Raw genomic sequence first — 16,841 nt, forward strand, 5'->3', positions numbered from 1 at the left:
CCCTCTATTTACGTGGGATAAGGATGGCTCCATGCAAGTGATAGAAAAGCATGTCGGCAGCGTGTTGGTGGTTCGTTTCGACAATTCGCCGGTCAATGCCCTGACGGTTGGCGGTGGTCTTGTGCAGGCCATTGAACGTCGCGTCGCGCAAGCCCAAACCGACGAGCGGGTTGATGCCATCATCCTGACGGGCGGGGGGACAGTATTCAGCGCTGGTGCAGACATCGCCGATTTCGAAGGCGCACCGGAACGGATCGACGCCATCCGCAGCCTGATGCAGAGCATCGAGAATTGCCGCAAGCCGGTCGTCGCCGCGATTGAAGGGCTTTGCCTGGGCGGAGGGTTGGAACTCGCGTTAGCCGCGCATTTTCGCGTTGCGTCCTCGACCGCCAAGTTCGGCTTCCCCGAAATAAGCCTGGGTTTGTTACCGGGGGGCGGTGGTACGCAGCGGTCCCCGCGCCTGGCAGGCGCAGGCAATGCAATCGACCTGATGCTTTCGGGTAAATCCGTTTCTGCTGCCAAGGCGCTGGAGATCGGCCTGATCGACCGGATTGCTGAGGGCGACGTGGTCGAAGCTGCCCTTGCGATGCTCGCTGCCGGCTTGGTGGGCTCGACGCGTCGATCCGGATCGCTTCCCGTCCCGCAAGATCTCGATGCTGCTATCGATAGTGCGGAGCGTCGGACCGGTCTGACCGATGCGGGGCGGGCGATCATCGCTTGCGTGCGGGCCATCGCGCAAACGGATTTGCAAGCCGGATTAAAACTGGAAGCGGAGCAATTTGGTGCGTTGATGACGTCCGAGCAATCGCGTGCCCTGCGGCACGCTTTTTTCGGGCGCAGGATCGTGGGTAAAATACCTGGCGGCGTGCGCGTAGAATCCAAGGGCGTGCGGCATGTGACCGTCGTGGGCGGTGGTCTGATGGGGACAGGCATCGCCATCTCGCTCCTGAACGCGGATCTTGGCGTCACGGTCGTGGAGGCCAAGCCGGAAGGGTTCGACAAATGCCGTGCCAGCATCGAAGCGTCGCTTCGCCGTGATGCGGACAAGGCACGGATAACGGCGGCGACTGCCGATCGGCGGATCGGCGCGCTCAACATGGGTCGGTCGATTGATGAGGCGATGCCAAGCGATCTCTACATCGAAGCGGTGTTCGAGGACATGGATGCGAAGCGCGAGGTATTCCAGGCGCTCGATCGCATCGCTCCGCTTGGCGCGATCCTTGCGAGCAATACCTCGACACTGGACCTTGATGCGATTGCGCAGTTTACTTCGCGACCCGAGGCGGTGGTAGGCCTGCATTTCTTCAGTCCCGCAAACATCATGCGCCTTCTTGAAGTCGTCCGGGGTGCACGAACCTCGCCGGAAACGCTTGCTTCCGCGATGGCCTTTGCAAAGAGCATCGGCAAAACCGGCGTGGTCGCCGGCGTATGCGACGGGTTCATCGGGAATCGCATTTTCGAGGAATATTTGCGGCAAGCATGGTTTCTGCTCGAAGAAGGCGCCTTGCCCCATCAGATCGACGCCGCGCTCGAAGCATTTGGTATGGCCATGGGGCCGTGCCGCGTCATGGATCTGGCGGGACAGGATATTGGCTGGAACATTCGCAAACGCCGCGCAGTCGAGCAGCCAGATCGCCCCTATTCCAAAATACCCGACCTGGTTTGCGAACTGGGTCGCTTTGGTCAGAAGACGGGAACTGGCTTCTACCTGTATCCCGACGGGCGGACACCGCAACGGGATCCGCTGATCGAAGCGTTGATCGTCTCGCACTCGCGCCAGATCGACTTTGACCGTCGGGTGATCGACGATAGCGAGATCGTCGAGCGGTGCATCTTCGCGATGATCAACGAAGGTGCGAAGCTAGTCGGAGAAGGCATCGCCTATCGCCCCGTCGACGTCGATATCATCTATCTTGACGGCTATGGTTTCCCTGCCAGTCGTGGCGGTCCGATGTTCCATGCGGACCAGGTCGGTCTACCTCATTTGCTCGAAAAAATGGCGCAATATGCGCGCGGGCATCACGGCTGGGCCTGGGAGCCTGCACCGCTCATCCTTGAACTCAGCGATAAAAACCAGAAATTCGGGGATCTCAATCGATGACCAAAATCCTTTCCGGCCTGTTCGACCTCTCCGGCCGCGTCGCGCTCGTCACGGGCGGATCCAGGGGGCTGGGGTTCCAGATTGCCTGCGCCATCGGAGAATTTGGCGCATCGATCGCACTTGTCGCGCGCAAGCGGGCCGAACTGGACGAAGCCGTCGCTCTCCTCGCTGCCAAGGGCATTCAAGCCTTTGCCATCGATGCTGATCTTGGCGCGTCCGGTGCGGCCGATACCGTAGTGGGCAAAGTGCTGGAACAGTTCGGCAGGATCGACATACTGGTCAACAATGCTGGCGCGACATGGGGCGCGCCTGCGGAAGAATTCCCGCTGTCCGGCTGGAACAAGATCATCGACCTCAATGTCACCGGCTTGTTTCTGCTAACCCAAGCGGTGGCACAGCGCGCCTTCCTGCCCGTGGGCAAGGGTGTGGTCGTCAATCTTGCATCGACCGAGGGGCTGCTGGGGCATCATCCTTCGCGCTTGGGTACGATCGCCTACAATACCGCCAAGGGCGCCGTCATCAATATGACGCGCGCGCTGGCGGCCGAATGGGGGCCGCGCAACATTCGGGTAAATGCCCTGGCACCGGGCTTCTTCCCCTCCAAGATGACGGCGGCGACAGTCGATGTGCACGGCGCGGAGATGATCGCGCAAACTCCATTGGGCAAGCTCGGCGGTGAAACCGACCTGATGGGGCCGGCCGTGTTGCTGGCCTCGGACGCTGGCGGGCATATTACCGGCCAGGTTATTGTCATCGACGGCGGCGCCACGGTCATTTGAGGAACCGACATGTCTCATTCTCTTATCGTTCGCCAGGATATCGATTTCCTTCTGCATGACTGGCTTGGCCTGGACGACATCGCCGACCGCACAACGGTCGACGCCGTGATCGATTTGTCGGAGAAGCTGGCGATCGATCATTTTCTGCCGCACTATAAGCAGGCCGATGTCGAGGAGCCGACGCTGACGGCGGATGGCGTGCATATCTGTCCGCCCATCGGCGAGGCACTGAAACATTATGCCGATCTGGGCCTGTTTTCGGCGGGCTTTCCCGAAGAACTGGGCGGCCTCGGCTTGCCCTATCTCGCCTGCGCGGCATCGTTCGCCTATTTCGCTGCCGCCAATCTGGCGACGTCGGCCTACCCCATGCTGACGGTCGCCAATGCGCGATTGATCGCGACCTTCGGGACCCAAGCGCAGATCAGGCATTTTGCCATCCCGCAGATCGAGGGCCGGTGGTTCGGGACGATGTGTCTGTCGGAACCACAGGCCGGTTCCAGTCTTGCCGATGTCCGCACGCGCGCGGAAGCGGACGGTCAGGACGATCTGGGTGACCGCTACCGCCTTGTCGGCAACAAGATGTGGATTTCGGGCGGCGATCAGGACGTCAGCCAGAATATAGTCCATCTGGTCCTGGCAAAGGTCGCTGGCCGGGGCGAAGCTTTGCCAGTGGGCACTGAAGGTCTCTCCCTCTTCATCGTGCCAAAATATCTGCCGGATGGCACACGCAATGACATCGAGGTCGCTGGACTGAACCACAAGATGGGCTATCGCGGCACCGCCAATTGCCTGCTCAATCTGGGTGAGACAACGGGAGCGATCGGGTGGATCGTGGGGCAGCCCGGACAGGGCCTGCGTCAGATGTTCCAGATGATGAACGAGGCGCGGATCAGCGTCGGGCTGGGGGCCGCGGCCGTCGGCTATCGCGGCTATCGATTGTCGGTCGCCTATGCGAACGAACGATTGCAGGGACGGCCTGCCGGGGTTCGCGACGGGCCGCAGGTGCCGATCAGCGCACATTCTGATGTCAGGCGGATGTTGCTGGCGCAAAAGGCCTATGTCGAAGGAGCGCTGGCCCTATGCCTTTACAGCGCCCGCCTCGTCGATGACGAGAGCGATGCCGACAGCGCCAGTTTGCTTGGGCTGTTGACGCCGATCACGAAAACCTGGCCGTCCGAATATGGCCTCGCCGCCAACGACATCGCTATCCAGATTCATGGGGGCTATGGATATACGCGGGACTTCGATGTCGAGCAGTTGTGGCGCGACAATCGCCTGAACCCGATCCACGAAGGCACCACCGGGATCCAGGCCGCAGACCTGTTGGGGCGCAAAATACTGCGCGATGGGACCGGCATGATCGTGCTGGAAGCGCGGATTGCGACCACGGTTGAGCGCGCTGCTGCTGTCGAAGATTTGGCCGCGCATGGCGTCGCACTCAGCGCTGCTTGGGTGCGTGTTCGCGACATTGCGGCCCAGTTGGGTGCGGGAGACGCTGGCCATCTGTTCGATAACGCCACGCCCTATTTGTGGGCCTTTGGTCATGTGGTGGTCGGTTGGCTGTGGCTCGACCAGGCCATCCTAGCCTCTCAAAAGTGCACCGCTTCCGACGCAGAAGCCCAGTTTCTGGCTGGGAAGGCCCGTGCTGCACGCTTCTTTTTCGAATGTGAGTTGCCCAAGATCGATGGTTGGCTGGCGGTCGTAGCATCAGCCTCAATGGTCGCTGCGGAGGCTCCTCCATCAACGTTCCAATAAAAATGCAAAAGTCAGGAGAACATCATGTCCATCGATCTTTCCGGCCGGGTGGCCGTCGTCACGGGGGCCGGAGCCGGCCTGGGGCGTTCTCATGCGCTTGCGCTCGCTAATCGAGGGGCAAGCGTGGTCGTCAATGATCTCGACCAAGTCGCAGCCCAGCAACTGTGCGATCTGATCGAAGAGCAAGGCGGCCAGGCAGCATGGAGCGGGGCGAATGTCGCCAAATTGGACGACGTAGGCCCCATGGTCGACGATATCCTCCGCAGGTTCGGCAAAATCGACATACTGGTCAATAATGCGGGCGTCTTGCGAGACCGTTCGTTCGCCAAGATGGATCTGGATGACTTCAAGCTAGTGCTGGACGTGCATGTGATGGGGTCGGTCAATTGCACAAAACTCGTCTGGGACGGGATGCGTGCGCAAAATTACGGCCGGATCATTTTCACCACATCCTCTTCCGGTCTTTACGGCAATTTCGGACAGGCGAATTATAGCGCGGCTAAAATGGCGCTGGTCGGCCTGATGCAGACGCTGGCCATCGAAGGTGAACGGTCGAACATCCGGGTCAACTGCCTGGCGCCCAGCGCCGCCACGAGCATGACCAACGGCCTATATTCTCAGGAAGCCCTTGCAGGCCTCGACGCGACGATGGTCAGTCCTGCCATCGTAGCTCTCGCCGCCGAGGACGCGCCGACTCGCAGGATCATATTGGCGGGCGCGGGAAGCTTCGAACAAGCCAATATCACCATGACGCAAGGCATTTTTCTCGGCACGGACGAGGATAGCGCAGACCGGTTGCTGACGTCGATGGACAAGTTGGCGGATCGAACCGGCGAGATGGTGCCGCAGTCTGGCGGCGAACAATATCAATATGAAGTCGAGCGCGCGCAACTGGCGCGCCCACATCTGCTGAGGGCCTGACATGACCAATATATATGTTGTTGCCGCGCGCCGTACCGCGATCGGCACTTTTGGCGGAAGTCTTCGGGATGCCGATCCAGCCTCGCTGGGGGCGGCTGTCGCAAAAGCCGCGCTCGCCGACGCCGGGCTAAAGGCTGGCTCCATTCAGTCCGTCGTCTTTGGGCAAGTCATACCGACCGGCCCCCGCGACGCCTATGTGGCGCGTATAGCGGCGATGGAATCGGGGGTTCCACAGGAAACGCCTGCAATGACGGTAAACCGCCTGTGCGGTTCGGGCCTTCAGGCAATTATTTCGGCGGCTCAATCGTTGATGCTGGGCGATGCGGAGATCGCTTTGGGGGGCGGGACGGAAGTTATGAGTCGCGCGCCTTTTTTTGCTCCAGGCATGCGCTGGGGTCAGAAGATGGGCGATGCGACGCTGGTCGATGGCCTGAATGGCGCGCTCACCGATCCGTTTGGCCGCATATTGATGGGCGTCACGGCTGAAAATGTCGCGGAGCGTTTTGGCGTGACCCGGTCAAAGCAGGACGAACTGGCGCTTCTTAGCCAGCAACGCGCTTGCCATGCGATCGATGATGGCCGGTTCATAGAGCAAATCGTCCCGATCGAGTTGGCGACGCGGAAAGGGGCCGTACAGTTCAGCGTCGACGAACATGTCCGGCGAGACGTGCGTCTCGAAGATCTGGCGAAACTTCGGCCAATCTTTAAGAAAGAAGACGGGACCGTTACAGCAGCCAACGCATCCGGTATTAATGACGGCGCGGCGGTTGTCCTGCTCGCGACCGAGGATGCAGTGAAACGGCACGGATTGACGCCACTCGCTAGGCTTGTGTCCTATGGCCATGCCGGTGTTGATCCGGCGTTGATGGGTATTGGGCCGGTGCCGGCGTCTCGTCTGGCGCTGGAGAAGGCCGGTTTGACGGTCGCAGACCTGGACGTCGTAGAGTCCAACGAGGCGTTCGCCGCGCAAGCATGCGCCGTAGCCAATGAATTGCAGTTCGATCCTGCTAAAACCAATCCTAACGGTAGCGGCATTTCGCTCGGTCATCCGGTCGGCGCGACAGGCGCCATCATAACCGTGAAATTAGTGCACGAATTGCAGCGCATTTCCGGTCGATATGGTTTGGCCACCATGTGCATCGGAGGCGGGCAGGGGATCGCCGCCATTTTTGAAAGAGTCTGAGGCCGGATATAAGTGACGCGGCCAGCGCCGCGTCACTTCCATCAATTCTCTGCAGGCATCTCCCTATCTGATCGGGGAACCGCAATGGACATGAAAATTATTGGCCGCAGCGGTTAGGAACATGCTCTACGTGCGTAGCCGGGCCTGGCCATCATGGAAGTTATCCGCGACCATGGCCTGGATGCGTTACCAGCCCTGTGTGGCGGATGTTGCTTCTGTGCGACTTGCCATGTGTATGTGGAGACTAGCAGGCAACAGAGCTTCTCCCTCCAATCAGCGCCGACGAGAATGATTTCCTTGAAAGTTCCAACCATCGAACCTCGCTATCGCGGCTTTCGTGCCAATTAGCGGTTGAGGAACGGATGGCTGGTGTGAGGACGAGGATTGTCCAGAGGACTGACGGTCGTGGAACGCGAGAATCTGTGCGGCTATCGAGCGGCCGGAAAGGCCTGCCCACCGCGAGAGCATGTCACTCTTGCAAGAATGTGCGTTCACGATTTTGCAGGTGTGCAATATCACGCCGACACAGCAGCCAGGGATCAGGGCGAACGGAAATCCACATAAGAGTCTATCTCCTGATTGCAATCAGCGTCACCAATTATGTTCCACAAATCATTATAAAGTAGATACTTTTTAGATTCTCGGTGAGAGCCGGGATTTCGAATTTCCACCCTAGTTGCCGAGGCTTGTCTAGCCGCATAGCGGCATGAATATTTCTGTTGACAGAATGCCATACAAGCATAAAAATGAACGAACGCTCATTGACTTTCGACGACTGCAAATCCTGTGCTGGGGCCACTTAGGCTTAGCCAATGAATGGATGGTTTTGTCGGCGTGCGCGTGGTTCACGAATTCAAGGGGAGTTAAACATGCGTACGTTGGTTCGTCTTTCAATCAGAAGCAGCGTCGCAATTGTGCCGCTGATGTTTAATTTCGGCGCAATGGCGCAGGCTCAGCCGGATCCATCGGTCGCCACGACGCCCATGCAGGATGCAGGCGAAATCGTCGTGACCGCGCAACGTCGCGAGCAGCGAGTGCAGGATGTCCCGGCTTCCGTCACTGCGATTGGCGCGGCCGAGCTGCAAGCGCGCAGTGTCGTATCGATCGCGCAGGTCATCGGTGTTGCGCCCTCTGTCCAGGTTGCGGCGCCTTATGGCGATGGTGGCCCGCCAAATTACACCATTCGCGGCATTTCTTCGACCGATGCCTCACACAATCAGAGCAAACCGATCGCGATCTATGTCGATGAAGGTATCCGGGGCTTCCAGGTTTTCGAACTCATGCCGGTCTTCGATGTCGAGCGGGTCGAAGTGCTCAGCGGACCTCAAGGCACTCTCTACGGCAAGAATGCCACGGGCGGTGCGGTAAACATCATAACCAAAGCGCCGACTTTCGACACGGAAGGGTATCTGACTGTAGGTTATGGAAATTTCAATACGCGAACTGCGCGTGGAGCGATGCAGGCACCACTTGTGTCCGATATATTAAGTGCCCGCATCGCTTTTACCTACATAAAGGACGACGGCACGATCAAGCAATTGACGCCCGGCCTGAAGGATCTCGCGCAGACCGATCTTTTCGCCATTCGGGGCAGTCTCCTCTTTAAGCCCAGCCCGGACTTCGACGCCACCTTGAGGCTCTATCATGTTCATAGTGGCGGCAGAAACTACACCAACAAGCCCGCCGCGGTCGATCTCAGCGCCATACCGGCGCTGGCCTCTCTTCCAGGTGCCCTGCGCCAGGGCGTCGGCTTTTACGAATCGGCAACGGATTCAGCGCCGCAACGCGATATTCAGTCGGATGGGGTGAACCTATTGATGCACTGGCAGGTGGCCGATGCGTATCAACTGACGTCGGTCACCACATATGACAAAGGCCATTGGGACGATCTGGCAGACGCCGATGGCCTGCCGGTCAATGTCTATTCGACGGACCTCAGAAGCCGTGGTCATCAATTTGTTCAGGAACTGCGCGTCGGCACGCAATATGACGGGCCGTTCAACTGGCAGGCCGGCGTCTTTTACGGGTCGGATAAAATGCGCTTCGCCCAGCGTCTGGACTATTATACCGACCCGCGCTGCGGTGCGGATTGTGATTTCGGTATCACACCGAATGGAACAGGCATGAACACCGTGGACAGTTTTAGCCAGCGTCGGCGGAGTTATTCCGGCTATGTTCGTGGTGAATTCAAGATTGTGCCGGAATTGACAGTATCGGGCGGCGTACGCCAAAGCCATGACAAGCTGTTGGTGGACAATTATAGCGCCTATGTCGGTGACACCTCCGCACCGCTTTCGATACCGGTTTTTGTCGACGAGCGCCGTCGTGAAAGCTTTAACAATACCTCTTTTGAAGCTGGCCTCGATTGGAAGGCCAGCCGCGACATCCTGTTATATGCTTCTTTCAAGCAAGGGTATCGAACCGGCGCCGTCAACGGCAGCGCGCTGACATCTGCCCTTGAAGTCAATATCGCTCCGCCCGAAACCGCTGCGGCTTTCGAAATCGGCGCCAAAACCTCGTTCTTCGATCGCAAACTGACGGTCAATTTGTCTGCTTTCACGACAAGTTACAAAAATCAGCAAATCCAGGCGTCTGAAGTGGTGGCCGGTACACAGACCTTCCCGCTCCGATCAATTGATAAATCGCAGATCAACGGCATCGAAGCGCAAGTGATCGTGCGCCCTGTCGGCGGTATCACGTTTTCCGCAGCCGCAAGCGCCGTTGATCCAAAATACAAGAAGGGCACCGTTGCAGGAATCTCGGTGGCGGGAAATCAGATCATCAATGCCGCGAAATATAAGCTAAATATTAGTAGTGATTTTGTAATCATGGATGGGCCATCGGGGAAAGTTAATCTTAACCTGAATGCCAACTACAATTCGCGCACATATTACGACGTGTATAATACAGAGAATATCTCCCAGAAGCCGTACTGGCTGGCCAATGGGCGGATTTCTTATGATGCCGATCGCTGGTCAGTGGCGGTTTATGGAAAAAATCTGGCTCTGTTGCAAAGATTGGCGGCAGTCAGAGGTAGGCTGTCGCTCTGCGCCGATCAGGCGGCTGCTGCGAAATGGTGGTTGAGCATGCCCATGGCCTCCGTCAGCGCCGAGGGCCCAATGCCAAAAGCTCTCTCCACAAGGCGCACCTCGCCCCTGATGCCGGGCTGCAGGCACCAGGGGCGAGCCTGTCCTTTGCGCAGGGCTCGCATGACTTCGAATCCCTTGATCGTGGCATAGGCCGTGGGGATCGATTTGAAACCGCGCACCGGCTTGATCAGTATCTTGAGCTTTCCGTGATCGGCCTCGATCACGTTATTGAGATACTTCACCTGCCGGTGGGCCGTCTCCCGGTCCAGCTTTCCTTCGCGCTTCAATTCGGTGATCGCTGCACCATAGCTCGGCGCTTTGTCGGTATTGAGCGTGGCAGGCTTTTCCCAGTGCTTCAGGCCTCGCAGGGCCTTGCCCAGGAACCGCTTCGCTGCCTTGGCGCTGCGGGTCGGCGACAGGTAGAAATCGATCGTGTCGCCCCGCTTGTCGACTGCCCGGTACAGGTAGGTCCACTTGCCCCGCACCTTGACGTAGGTTTCATCCAGGCGCCAGCTCGGATCAAAGCCACGCCGCCAGAACCAGCGCAGCCGCTTCTCCATCTCCGGGGCGTAGCACTGGACCCAGCGATAGATCGTCGTATGGTCGACCGAAATGCCGCGTTCCGCCAGCATTTCCTCAAGGTCGCGATAGCTGATCGGATAGCGACAATACCAGCGCACCGCCCACAGGATCACATCACCCTGGAAATGGCGCCACTTGAAATCCGTCATCGTTCCGTCCGTCCAATCTCCGCCAAGCATGCTCAAGCTTCACGATTTTTGCAACAGAGCCGGCGCGCGGATCCTGTGGTGCACGCCCGTGTTTGGCCAGGCCGTGGGCACTCAACATATCGATGAGATTCTCGCGGTCTGGTATCCGACTCACAAAACCTTCCTCGATCTTTCGGATGCGCCCGGGGCTAAGGAAAGCTACCGCCTGAGAGGCGCCTGCGTGGCCTACGCCGTCATCCATCGATGCTCCGGCAGCAACTCTCCGCTCGACGGCAATGGCTAGAACGATTCCTCGATTGACATGATATTCATCATGCGATATGCATCGCCGACCGGGCAGACCAGAAAATCGCTCAAGGAGAATATCGATGAGCCTCGGCGCAAAGCCATTTGGCGAGAAGAAATTCATTGAGATCAAGGGCCGGCGCATGGCCTATATCGATGAAGGGACCGGCGATCCGATCCTCTTCCAGCACGGCAATCCGACGTCGTCCTATCTGTGGCGCAATATCATGCCGCATTGCGCCGGGCTGGGACGGCTGATCGCCTGTGACCTGATCGGCATGGGCGATTCGGACAAGCTCGATCCGTCGGGGCCCGAGCGTTATGCCTATGCCGAGCATCGTGACTATCTCGACGCGCTGTGGGAGGCGCTCGATCTCGGGGACAGGGTTGTTCTGGTCGTGCATGACTGGGGGTCCGTCCTCGGCTTCGACTGGGCCCGCCGCCACCGCGAGCGTGTACAGGGGATTGCCTATATGGAAGCGGTCACCATGCCGCTCGAATGGGCGGATTTTCCCGAACAGGATCGCGATCTGTTTCAGGCCTTTCGCTCGCAGGCGGGCGAAGAATTGGTGTTGCAGGACAATGTTTTTGTCGAACAATTTCTCCCCGGAGCGATCCTGCGCCCCTTAAGCGAAGCGGAGATGGCCGCCTATCGCGAGCCCTTCCTCGCCGCCGGCGAAGCCCGTCGACCGACCCTGTCTTGGCCTCGCCAAATCCCGATCGCAGGCACCCCGGCCGACGTGGTCGCGATCGTCCGGGACTATGCCGGCTGGCTCAGCGAAAGCCCGATTCCGAAACTCTTCATCAACGCCGAGCCGGGACACGTGACCACGGGCCGACTGCGCGACTTCTGCCGCACATGGCCAAACCAGACCGAAATCACGGTCGCAGGCGCCCATTTCATCCAGGAGGACAGTCCGGACGAGATTGGCGCGGCGATTGCGGCGTTTGTCCGGCGATTGCGCCCAGCATAATCCGGAACCGGCTCATTTTCTAAGATCCGAACAAACCACAGACGCGGCGACGCCGATCACCCGCGCAGGACAATAGGAGAGACCGACATGAGCGACGACATTTTTGGCTCTGTTGCAAAGATTGGCGGCAGTCAGAGGTAGGCTGTCGCTCTGCGCCGATCAGGCGGCTGCTGCGAAATGGTGGTTGAGCATGCCCATGGCCTCCGTCAGCGCCGAGGGCCCAATGCCAAAAGCTCTCTCCACAAGGCGCACCTCGCCCCTGATGCCGGGCTGCAGGCACCAGGGGCGAGCCTGTCCTTTGCGCAGGGCTCGCATGACTTCGAATCCCTTGATCGTGGCATAGGCCGTGGGGATCGATTTGAAACCGCGCACCGGCTTGATCAGTATCTTGAGCTTTCCGTGATCGGCCTCGATCACGTTATTGAGATACTTCACCTGCCGGTGGGCCGTCTCCCGGTCCAGCTTTCCTTCGCGCTTCAATTCGGTGATCGCTGCACCATAGCTCGGCGCTTTGTCGGTATTGAGCGTGGCAGGCTTTTCCCAGTGCTTCAGGCCTCGCAGGGCCTTGCCCAGGAACCGCTTCGCTGCCTTGGCGCTGCGGGTCGGCGACAGGTAGAAATCGATCGTGTCGCCCCGCTTGTCGACTGCCCGGTACAGGTAGGTCCACTTGCCCCGCACCTTGACGTAGGTTTCATCCAGGCGCCAGCTCGGATCAAAGCCACGCCGCCAGAACCAGCGCAGCCGCTTCTCCATCTCCGGGGCGTAGCACTGGACCCAGCGATAGATCGTCGTATGGTCGACCGAAATGCCGCGTTCCGCCAGCATTTCCTCAAGGTCGCGATAGCTGATCGGATAGCGACAATACCAGCGCACCGCCCACAGGATCACATCACCCTGGAAATGGCGCCACTTGAAATCCGTCATCGTTCCGTCCGTCCAATCTCCGCCAAGCATGCTCAAGCTTCACGATTTTTGCAACAGAGCCTGACGCCCTGCCCAAACCGGTTGAGGCCCCTGTAACCAGCACCCACGAGTTCTGGATCGGCAGCGGTTTCATGCGCTTTCCAGAGCCTTGTACAGGGCGGTTTTCCCGATCTTGAGCCGAGCCGCCGCCTCACGAACAGTTAGGCCCGCTGCGATGTGCGCCCGCGCCTTGCGCAGCTTGTCGGGAGTGACGACAGGGCGGCGACCGCCCTGACTACCGCGCTCGCGCGCGGCTCGCAGGCCAGCATGGGTGCGTTCCCGGATCAGATCGCGCTCGAATTGGGCAAGCGAGCCGAAGATGTTGAATACCAGCATCCCGCCTGACGTGGTGGTATCGATCTGCTCGGTGAGCGAGCGGAAACCCACGCCGCGCGCCGCCAGCTCGCCGACTTTCTCGATCAGGTGGCTCATCGAACGCCCAAGACGATCGAGTTTCCAGACCACCAGCGTGTCGCCGGTACGCAGATAGGTGAGCGCCTCGGCCAGGCCGGGCCGATCGGCTTTTGCTCCAGATGCATAATCGTCGAATATGCGATCGCAACCGGCAGCGCTCAACGCGTCGAGCTGGAGCGCCAGCTTCTGGTCTGCGGTCGAGACGCGCGCATAGCCGATCAGCGCCACATGCTGCCCGATCGTGTCCGTTTTCCCATCATTTTGCGATCTTGTCCGAATCGCCATCACAGGTCCAGAGTTGACGGACATATTCATCCTGGCCGCCAGAGGACCGTCTGACGGACACGCAAAGCGAAGGAGATGATGCTTGGCGAGACGGCGACTGGTGAGCCTGGAAATCTGGGCGAGGCATTATGGCGCGCCGCTCGATGAGCGCGAGATCGCGCGTCATTATACGCTGACCAGCGACGACCTGGAAATTGTCGGCCGCCGTCGCGGCGATGCCACCCGGCTCGGCTATGCGATGCTCATGCTATATATGAGATGGCCTGGCCGTGCGCTGGAAGCGGGCGAAGTCCCGCCCGCTCCTGTGCTCGCCTATGTGGCGCAGCAACTCGGCGTCGCGCCGGCAGCCTTCGCGGATTATGCCCATCGGGACCAGACCCGTCGCGAGCATCTCGTCGAAATCCGACGATCGCACGGGTTCAGGATTTTTGACCGCAACGCTTTCCGTGAAGTTGTCGCCTTCTCGGTCCCAATCGCGCAGACCATCATACACCCCGGCCAGATGGCAGACGTCATCGTCGATGAACTCCGGCGCCTGCAGATCCTCCTGCCTTCTCCGTCGATTCTCGAAGCGGTGCTGCGGCGGGCGCGCCAGCAAGCCGAACAGCTTACCTATGAAGTGCTCACGAATGGCCTGCTGCCTGACACCCTTCAGGGCCTGGACGATTTGCTGGCCCGACGACCGGGGCAGGTCGCGACATGGCTATCCTGGATGCGCAATGCGCCACAATCGCCGGCAGCGCGCAACATCCTGCGCCTGATCGAACGGCTCGCCTATATCCGCGCGCTGGGCCTCGATCGCGCCCGTGCCGACATGATCCCGGCTTTGACTTTTGACAGGCTGGCGGACGAAGGCAGCCGCATCACACCCCAGCACCTTGGCGAACTCAATGCCCTGCGCCGCCATGCGACGCTGGCGGCAACCGGCATCCGGCTTGAGGAAAGCCTGACCGACGCCACCCTGACGATGTTCGACAAGCTGTTGGGCAGCATGGCGCGCCGCGCCGAGAACCGGACCCGCGACAAAGCCCTCAAGACGGTGCGCGAGTTGCAAGGCCACCTCCGGACGCTCACGGGGTCTTGCCGCCTCCTCATCGACGCGCGCAGCAAGGGCGTGGATTCTCTGGCGCAGATCGAGGCGCTGGACTGGCAGCACTTCGCCGTGGCCGTCGAGCAGGCCGAAGTGCTCGGGCGACCGGAAACCGTCGATCGCACCGCCGAATTGATCGAGCGGCATCGGACGGTGAAGCTCTTTGTCGGCGCTTTTCTCAACGCCTTCGAGTTTCGCGGCGCCGGCGCGGTTCAGGGGCTCCTGTCAGCGCTGGCCATCATCGCGGAGCTATATCGGACCGGCAAACGGCGCTTGCCTGATCGCGTGCCGCTACGCTTTGTGCCGCCCGCATGGCGCCCGTTCGTCCTGCGGGATGGCATCGTTGATCGTGCCGCTTATGAACTATGCGCCTTGTCGCAACTACGCGAGCGGTTGCGAGCCGGGGATATATGGGTCGCGGGAAGCCGGCAGTTTCGCGATTTCGACAGCTATCTCATACCGCCGGCGACCTTTGCGGCGCTGCGCGAGAAGGGGCCGTTGCCGCTCGCCATCGAAACGGATTTCGAGCGCCATATCGAGGAACGGCGCACCAGGCTCGACACGGCGATCGAGCAGGTAACGGTCCTTGCACGGCAAGGGGAGCTGCCCCAGGTTAAGCTTGACGAAAACGGTCTCATCATCTCGCCGCTGAAGGCGGCAACACCGCCCGCCACCGAGATTGCCCGTCGCGCCGCCTATGATCGACTGCCGCGCGTGAAGATCACCGATCTTCTGCTGGAGGTCGATGCCTGGACCGGGTTCAGCGAATGCTTCATCCATCGTCGTTCGGGCCGGGAAGCCGACGATCGCAATGCGCTGCTCACGGTCATCCTCGCCGATGGCATCAATCTCGGCCTCACACGCATGGCGGAAACCTGCCGGGGCGCAAGTCTGCGTCAGCTCGCCCATCTTCACGACTGGCATATTAGCGAGGCCGCTTATGGCGAAGCGCTGGGAAGGCTGATCGACGCCCATCGCGCCATGCCACTCGCCGCGCTGTGGGGAGACGGCACCACTTCGTCGAGCGACGGACAGCAATTTCACGCTGGCGGTCGTGGGGCCGCGATCGGCGACATCAACGCACGCAGCGGCAACGAACCGGGCGTCGCCTTCTACACCCATGTCTCGGATCGATATGATCCCTTCGCGAGCAGGGTGATCGCGGCGACTGCCGGCGAAGCGCCTTATGTGCTGGATGGCTTGCTGTATCATCAGACCGGCCTGACGATTGAGGAGCACTACACCGATACAGGCGGGGCATCGGACCATGTGTTCGGCCTCATGCCCTTCTTCGGCTACCGCTTCGCGCCGCGCCTGCGCGACATCAAGGAGCGTCGTTTACACCTCCTTCCCGGCCAAGAATCCGGCCCCTTGCTTGCCGGCATGACGGCCGAACCGATCGCATTGGGTCATGTCGCGGCGCATTGGGATGAACTGCTGCGGTTCGCCACATCGATACGCACCGGCACCGCCACCGCTTCGGCGATGCTTCGCCGCCTGTCCGCCTATCCGCGACAGAACGGACTGGCCCTCGCGATGCGCGAGCTGGGCCGCCTCGAACGCTCGATCTTCATGCTCGACTGGCTGCGCGACATTGATCTGCGCCGGCGTACCCAGGCGGGCCTCAACAAGGGCGAGGCCCGCAACGCGCTCGCACGCGCGCTCTTCTTCAACCAGCTCGGCGAATTGCGTGATCGGCGGTTCGAGAACCAGACCTATCGCGCCTCCGGCCTCAACCTGCTCGTCGCCGCCATCATCTTGTGGAACACTCGCTATCTCGAAATGGCGCTGGCGGACATCGGCACAGCCGACGAAATCGCACGCCACATCGCGCCATTGGGCTGGGAGCATATCTCGCTGACCGGTGACTATAGCTGGAATGTTGAAGATCAACCCGATCCGGACGCCTTGCGACCGCTGCGCGCCGTCAACTCCCTACTTGCCGCGTGACGTTCGCTATCCGTTCGCCCTTTCCGTGCAGATACGTCACTTTCGTGTAGTCACCCCAATTTGCAGAGGTAATAATCGCGGTGTTGGGGATCGCAGCCAGTTGGGAGCGGGAGCGCATCACCGAGCGCACCGCCGCAGGGCGTGTCCAGGCAAGAGCGCGTGGTGTCAAATTCGGTCGCAAGGCGGCTCTCACCCCTCACCAGCAGTCCGAGGCACTGGAGAGACTGGCTGCTGGTGATACGCAGCGCACCGTCGCGGCGCTGTTTGACGTCAGTCAGGCAACGATATCGCGGCTCGTCGGACGATAGCGAGCTGCGCGCA

General features: G+C 60.2%; 11 protein-coding genes and 3 pseudogenes. 11 read left to right on the forward strand and 3 right to left on the reverse strand.

Annotation, left to right across the window (positions count from 1 at the left end; translation table 11 throughout):
- The first annotated feature begins 31 nt into the window (after positions 1-31).
- From V473_RS00615 to V473_RS00640, 7 genes and pseudogenes are all read left to right on the forward strand, one after another.
- Entirely contained in the window at positions 32-2,101 is a 2,070-nt protein-coding gene (locus V473_RS00615) for a 3-hydroxyacyl-CoA dehydrogenase NAD-binding domain-containing protein (protein ID WP_066599254.1), read from the forward strand.
- Positions 2,098-2,880, forward strand: a complete 783-nt coding sequence (locus V473_RS00620; RefSeq protein ID WP_066599256.1) for an SDR family oxidoreductase — start codon at positions 2,098-2,100, stop codon at positions 2,878-2,880. The genes V473_RS00615 and V473_RS00620 overlap by 4 nt, the downstream gene beginning before the upstream one ends.
- Before the next feature lie 9 nt (positions 2,881-2,889).
- Positions 2,890-4,635, forward strand: a complete 1,746-nt coding sequence (locus tag V473_RS00625) for an acyl-CoA dehydrogenase family protein (protein ID WP_066599258.1) — start codon at positions 2,890-2,892, stop codon at positions 4,633-4,635.
- Between the two features lie 24 nt (positions 4,636-4,659).
- The gene (locus V473_RS00630) at positions 4,660-5,556 is read left to right on the forward strand and encodes an SDR family NAD(P)-dependent oxidoreductase (protein ID WP_066599261.1); all 897 of its coding nucleotides are present in this window, start codon (positions 4,660-4,662) and stop codon (positions 5,554-5,556) included.
- 1 nt (position 5,557) lies between these two features.
- Positions 5,558-6,739: a beta-ketothiolase BktB gene (gene bktB / locus V473_RS00635; protein ID WP_066599264.1), complete on the forward strand. Its 1,182-nt coding sequence runs from the start codon at positions 5,558-5,560 to the stop codon at positions 6,737-6,739.
- 141 nt (positions 6,740-6,880) lie between these two features.
- Positions 6,881-7,125 (forward strand): annotated as a pseudogene (locus V473_RS24315) (2Fe-2S iron-sulfur cluster-binding protein); the annotation flags it as partial.
- Positions 7,126-7,722: 597 nt separating this feature from the next.
- Positions 7,723-9,729: pseudogene (locus V473_RS00640) on the forward strand (TonB-dependent receptor); the annotation flags it as partial.
- 65 nt (positions 9,730-9,794) lie between these two features.
- On the opposite strand, the gene V473_RS24320 reads toward V473_RS00640, so the two are convergent.
- Positions 9,795-10,559 carry an IS6-like element IS6100 family transposase gene (locus V473_RS24320; protein WP_001389365.1) on the reverse strand — a complete coding sequence of 255 codons (765 nt, stop codon included), beginning with the start codon at positions 10,557-10,559 and terminating at the stop codon, positions 9,795-9,797.
- Between V473_RS24320 and V473_RS00645 the strand changes: the two genes are divergently transcribed.
- Together V473_RS00645 and linB are read left to right on the forward strand one after the other, a co-directional pair.
- Entirely contained in the window at positions 10,546-10,842 is a 297-nt protein-coding gene (locus V473_RS00645; protein WP_235589608.1) for a hypothetical protein, read from the forward strand. The two genes, V473_RS24320 and V473_RS00645, sit on opposite strands and share 14 nt — an antisense overlap.
- Before the next feature lie 85 nt (positions 10,843-10,927).
- Positions 10,928-11,818, forward strand: a complete 891-nt coding sequence (linB, locus tag V473_RS00650; protein ID WP_066599270.1) for a haloalkane dehalogenase — start codon at positions 10,928-10,930, stop codon at positions 11,816-11,818.
- Between the two features lie 159 nt (positions 11,819-11,977).
- Here the strand turns inward: linB and V473_RS00655 are convergent, their stop codons facing one another.
- Both V473_RS00655 and V473_RS00660 read right to left on the reverse strand, forming a co-directional pair.
- A complete protein-coding gene (locus tag V473_RS00655; RefSeq protein ID WP_001389365.1) occupies positions 11,978-12,742 on the reverse strand; it encodes an IS6-like element IS6100 family transposase in 765 nt (254 codons plus the stop codon).
- A gap of 129 nt (positions 12,743-12,871) precedes the next feature.
- Positions 12,872-13,423 carry a recombinase family protein gene (locus tag V473_RS00660; protein WP_041386225.1) on the reverse strand — a complete coding sequence of 184 codons (552 nt, stop codon included), beginning with the start codon at positions 13,421-13,423 and terminating at the stop codon, positions 12,872-12,874.
- Positions 13,424-13,562: 139 nt separating this feature from the next.
- Here V473_RS00660 and V473_RS00665 point away from each other — a divergent pair, with 139 nt between their 5' ends.
- Together V473_RS00665 and V473_RS00670 are read left to right on the forward strand one after the other, a co-directional pair.
- Positions 13,563-16,520 (forward strand): Tn3 family transposase, encoded by a 2,958-nt coding sequence (locus tag V473_RS00665; protein WP_066599275.1) that lies wholly within the window; start codon positions 13,563-13,565, stop codon positions 16,518-16,520.
- Between the two features lie 56 nt (positions 16,521-16,576).
- Positions 16,577-16,828: pseudogene (locus V473_RS00670) on the forward strand (helix-turn-helix domain-containing protein); the annotation flags it as partial.
- Positions 16,829-16,841 lie beyond the last annotated feature (13 nt).

Origin of the sequence: Sphingobium cupriresistens LL01 (assembly GCF_001046645.1) — a bacterium.
In the GTDB taxonomy this organism is placed as follows: Bacteria; Pseudomonadota; Alphaproteobacteria; order Sphingomonadales; family Sphingomonadaceae; genus Sphingobium; species Sphingobium cupriresistens.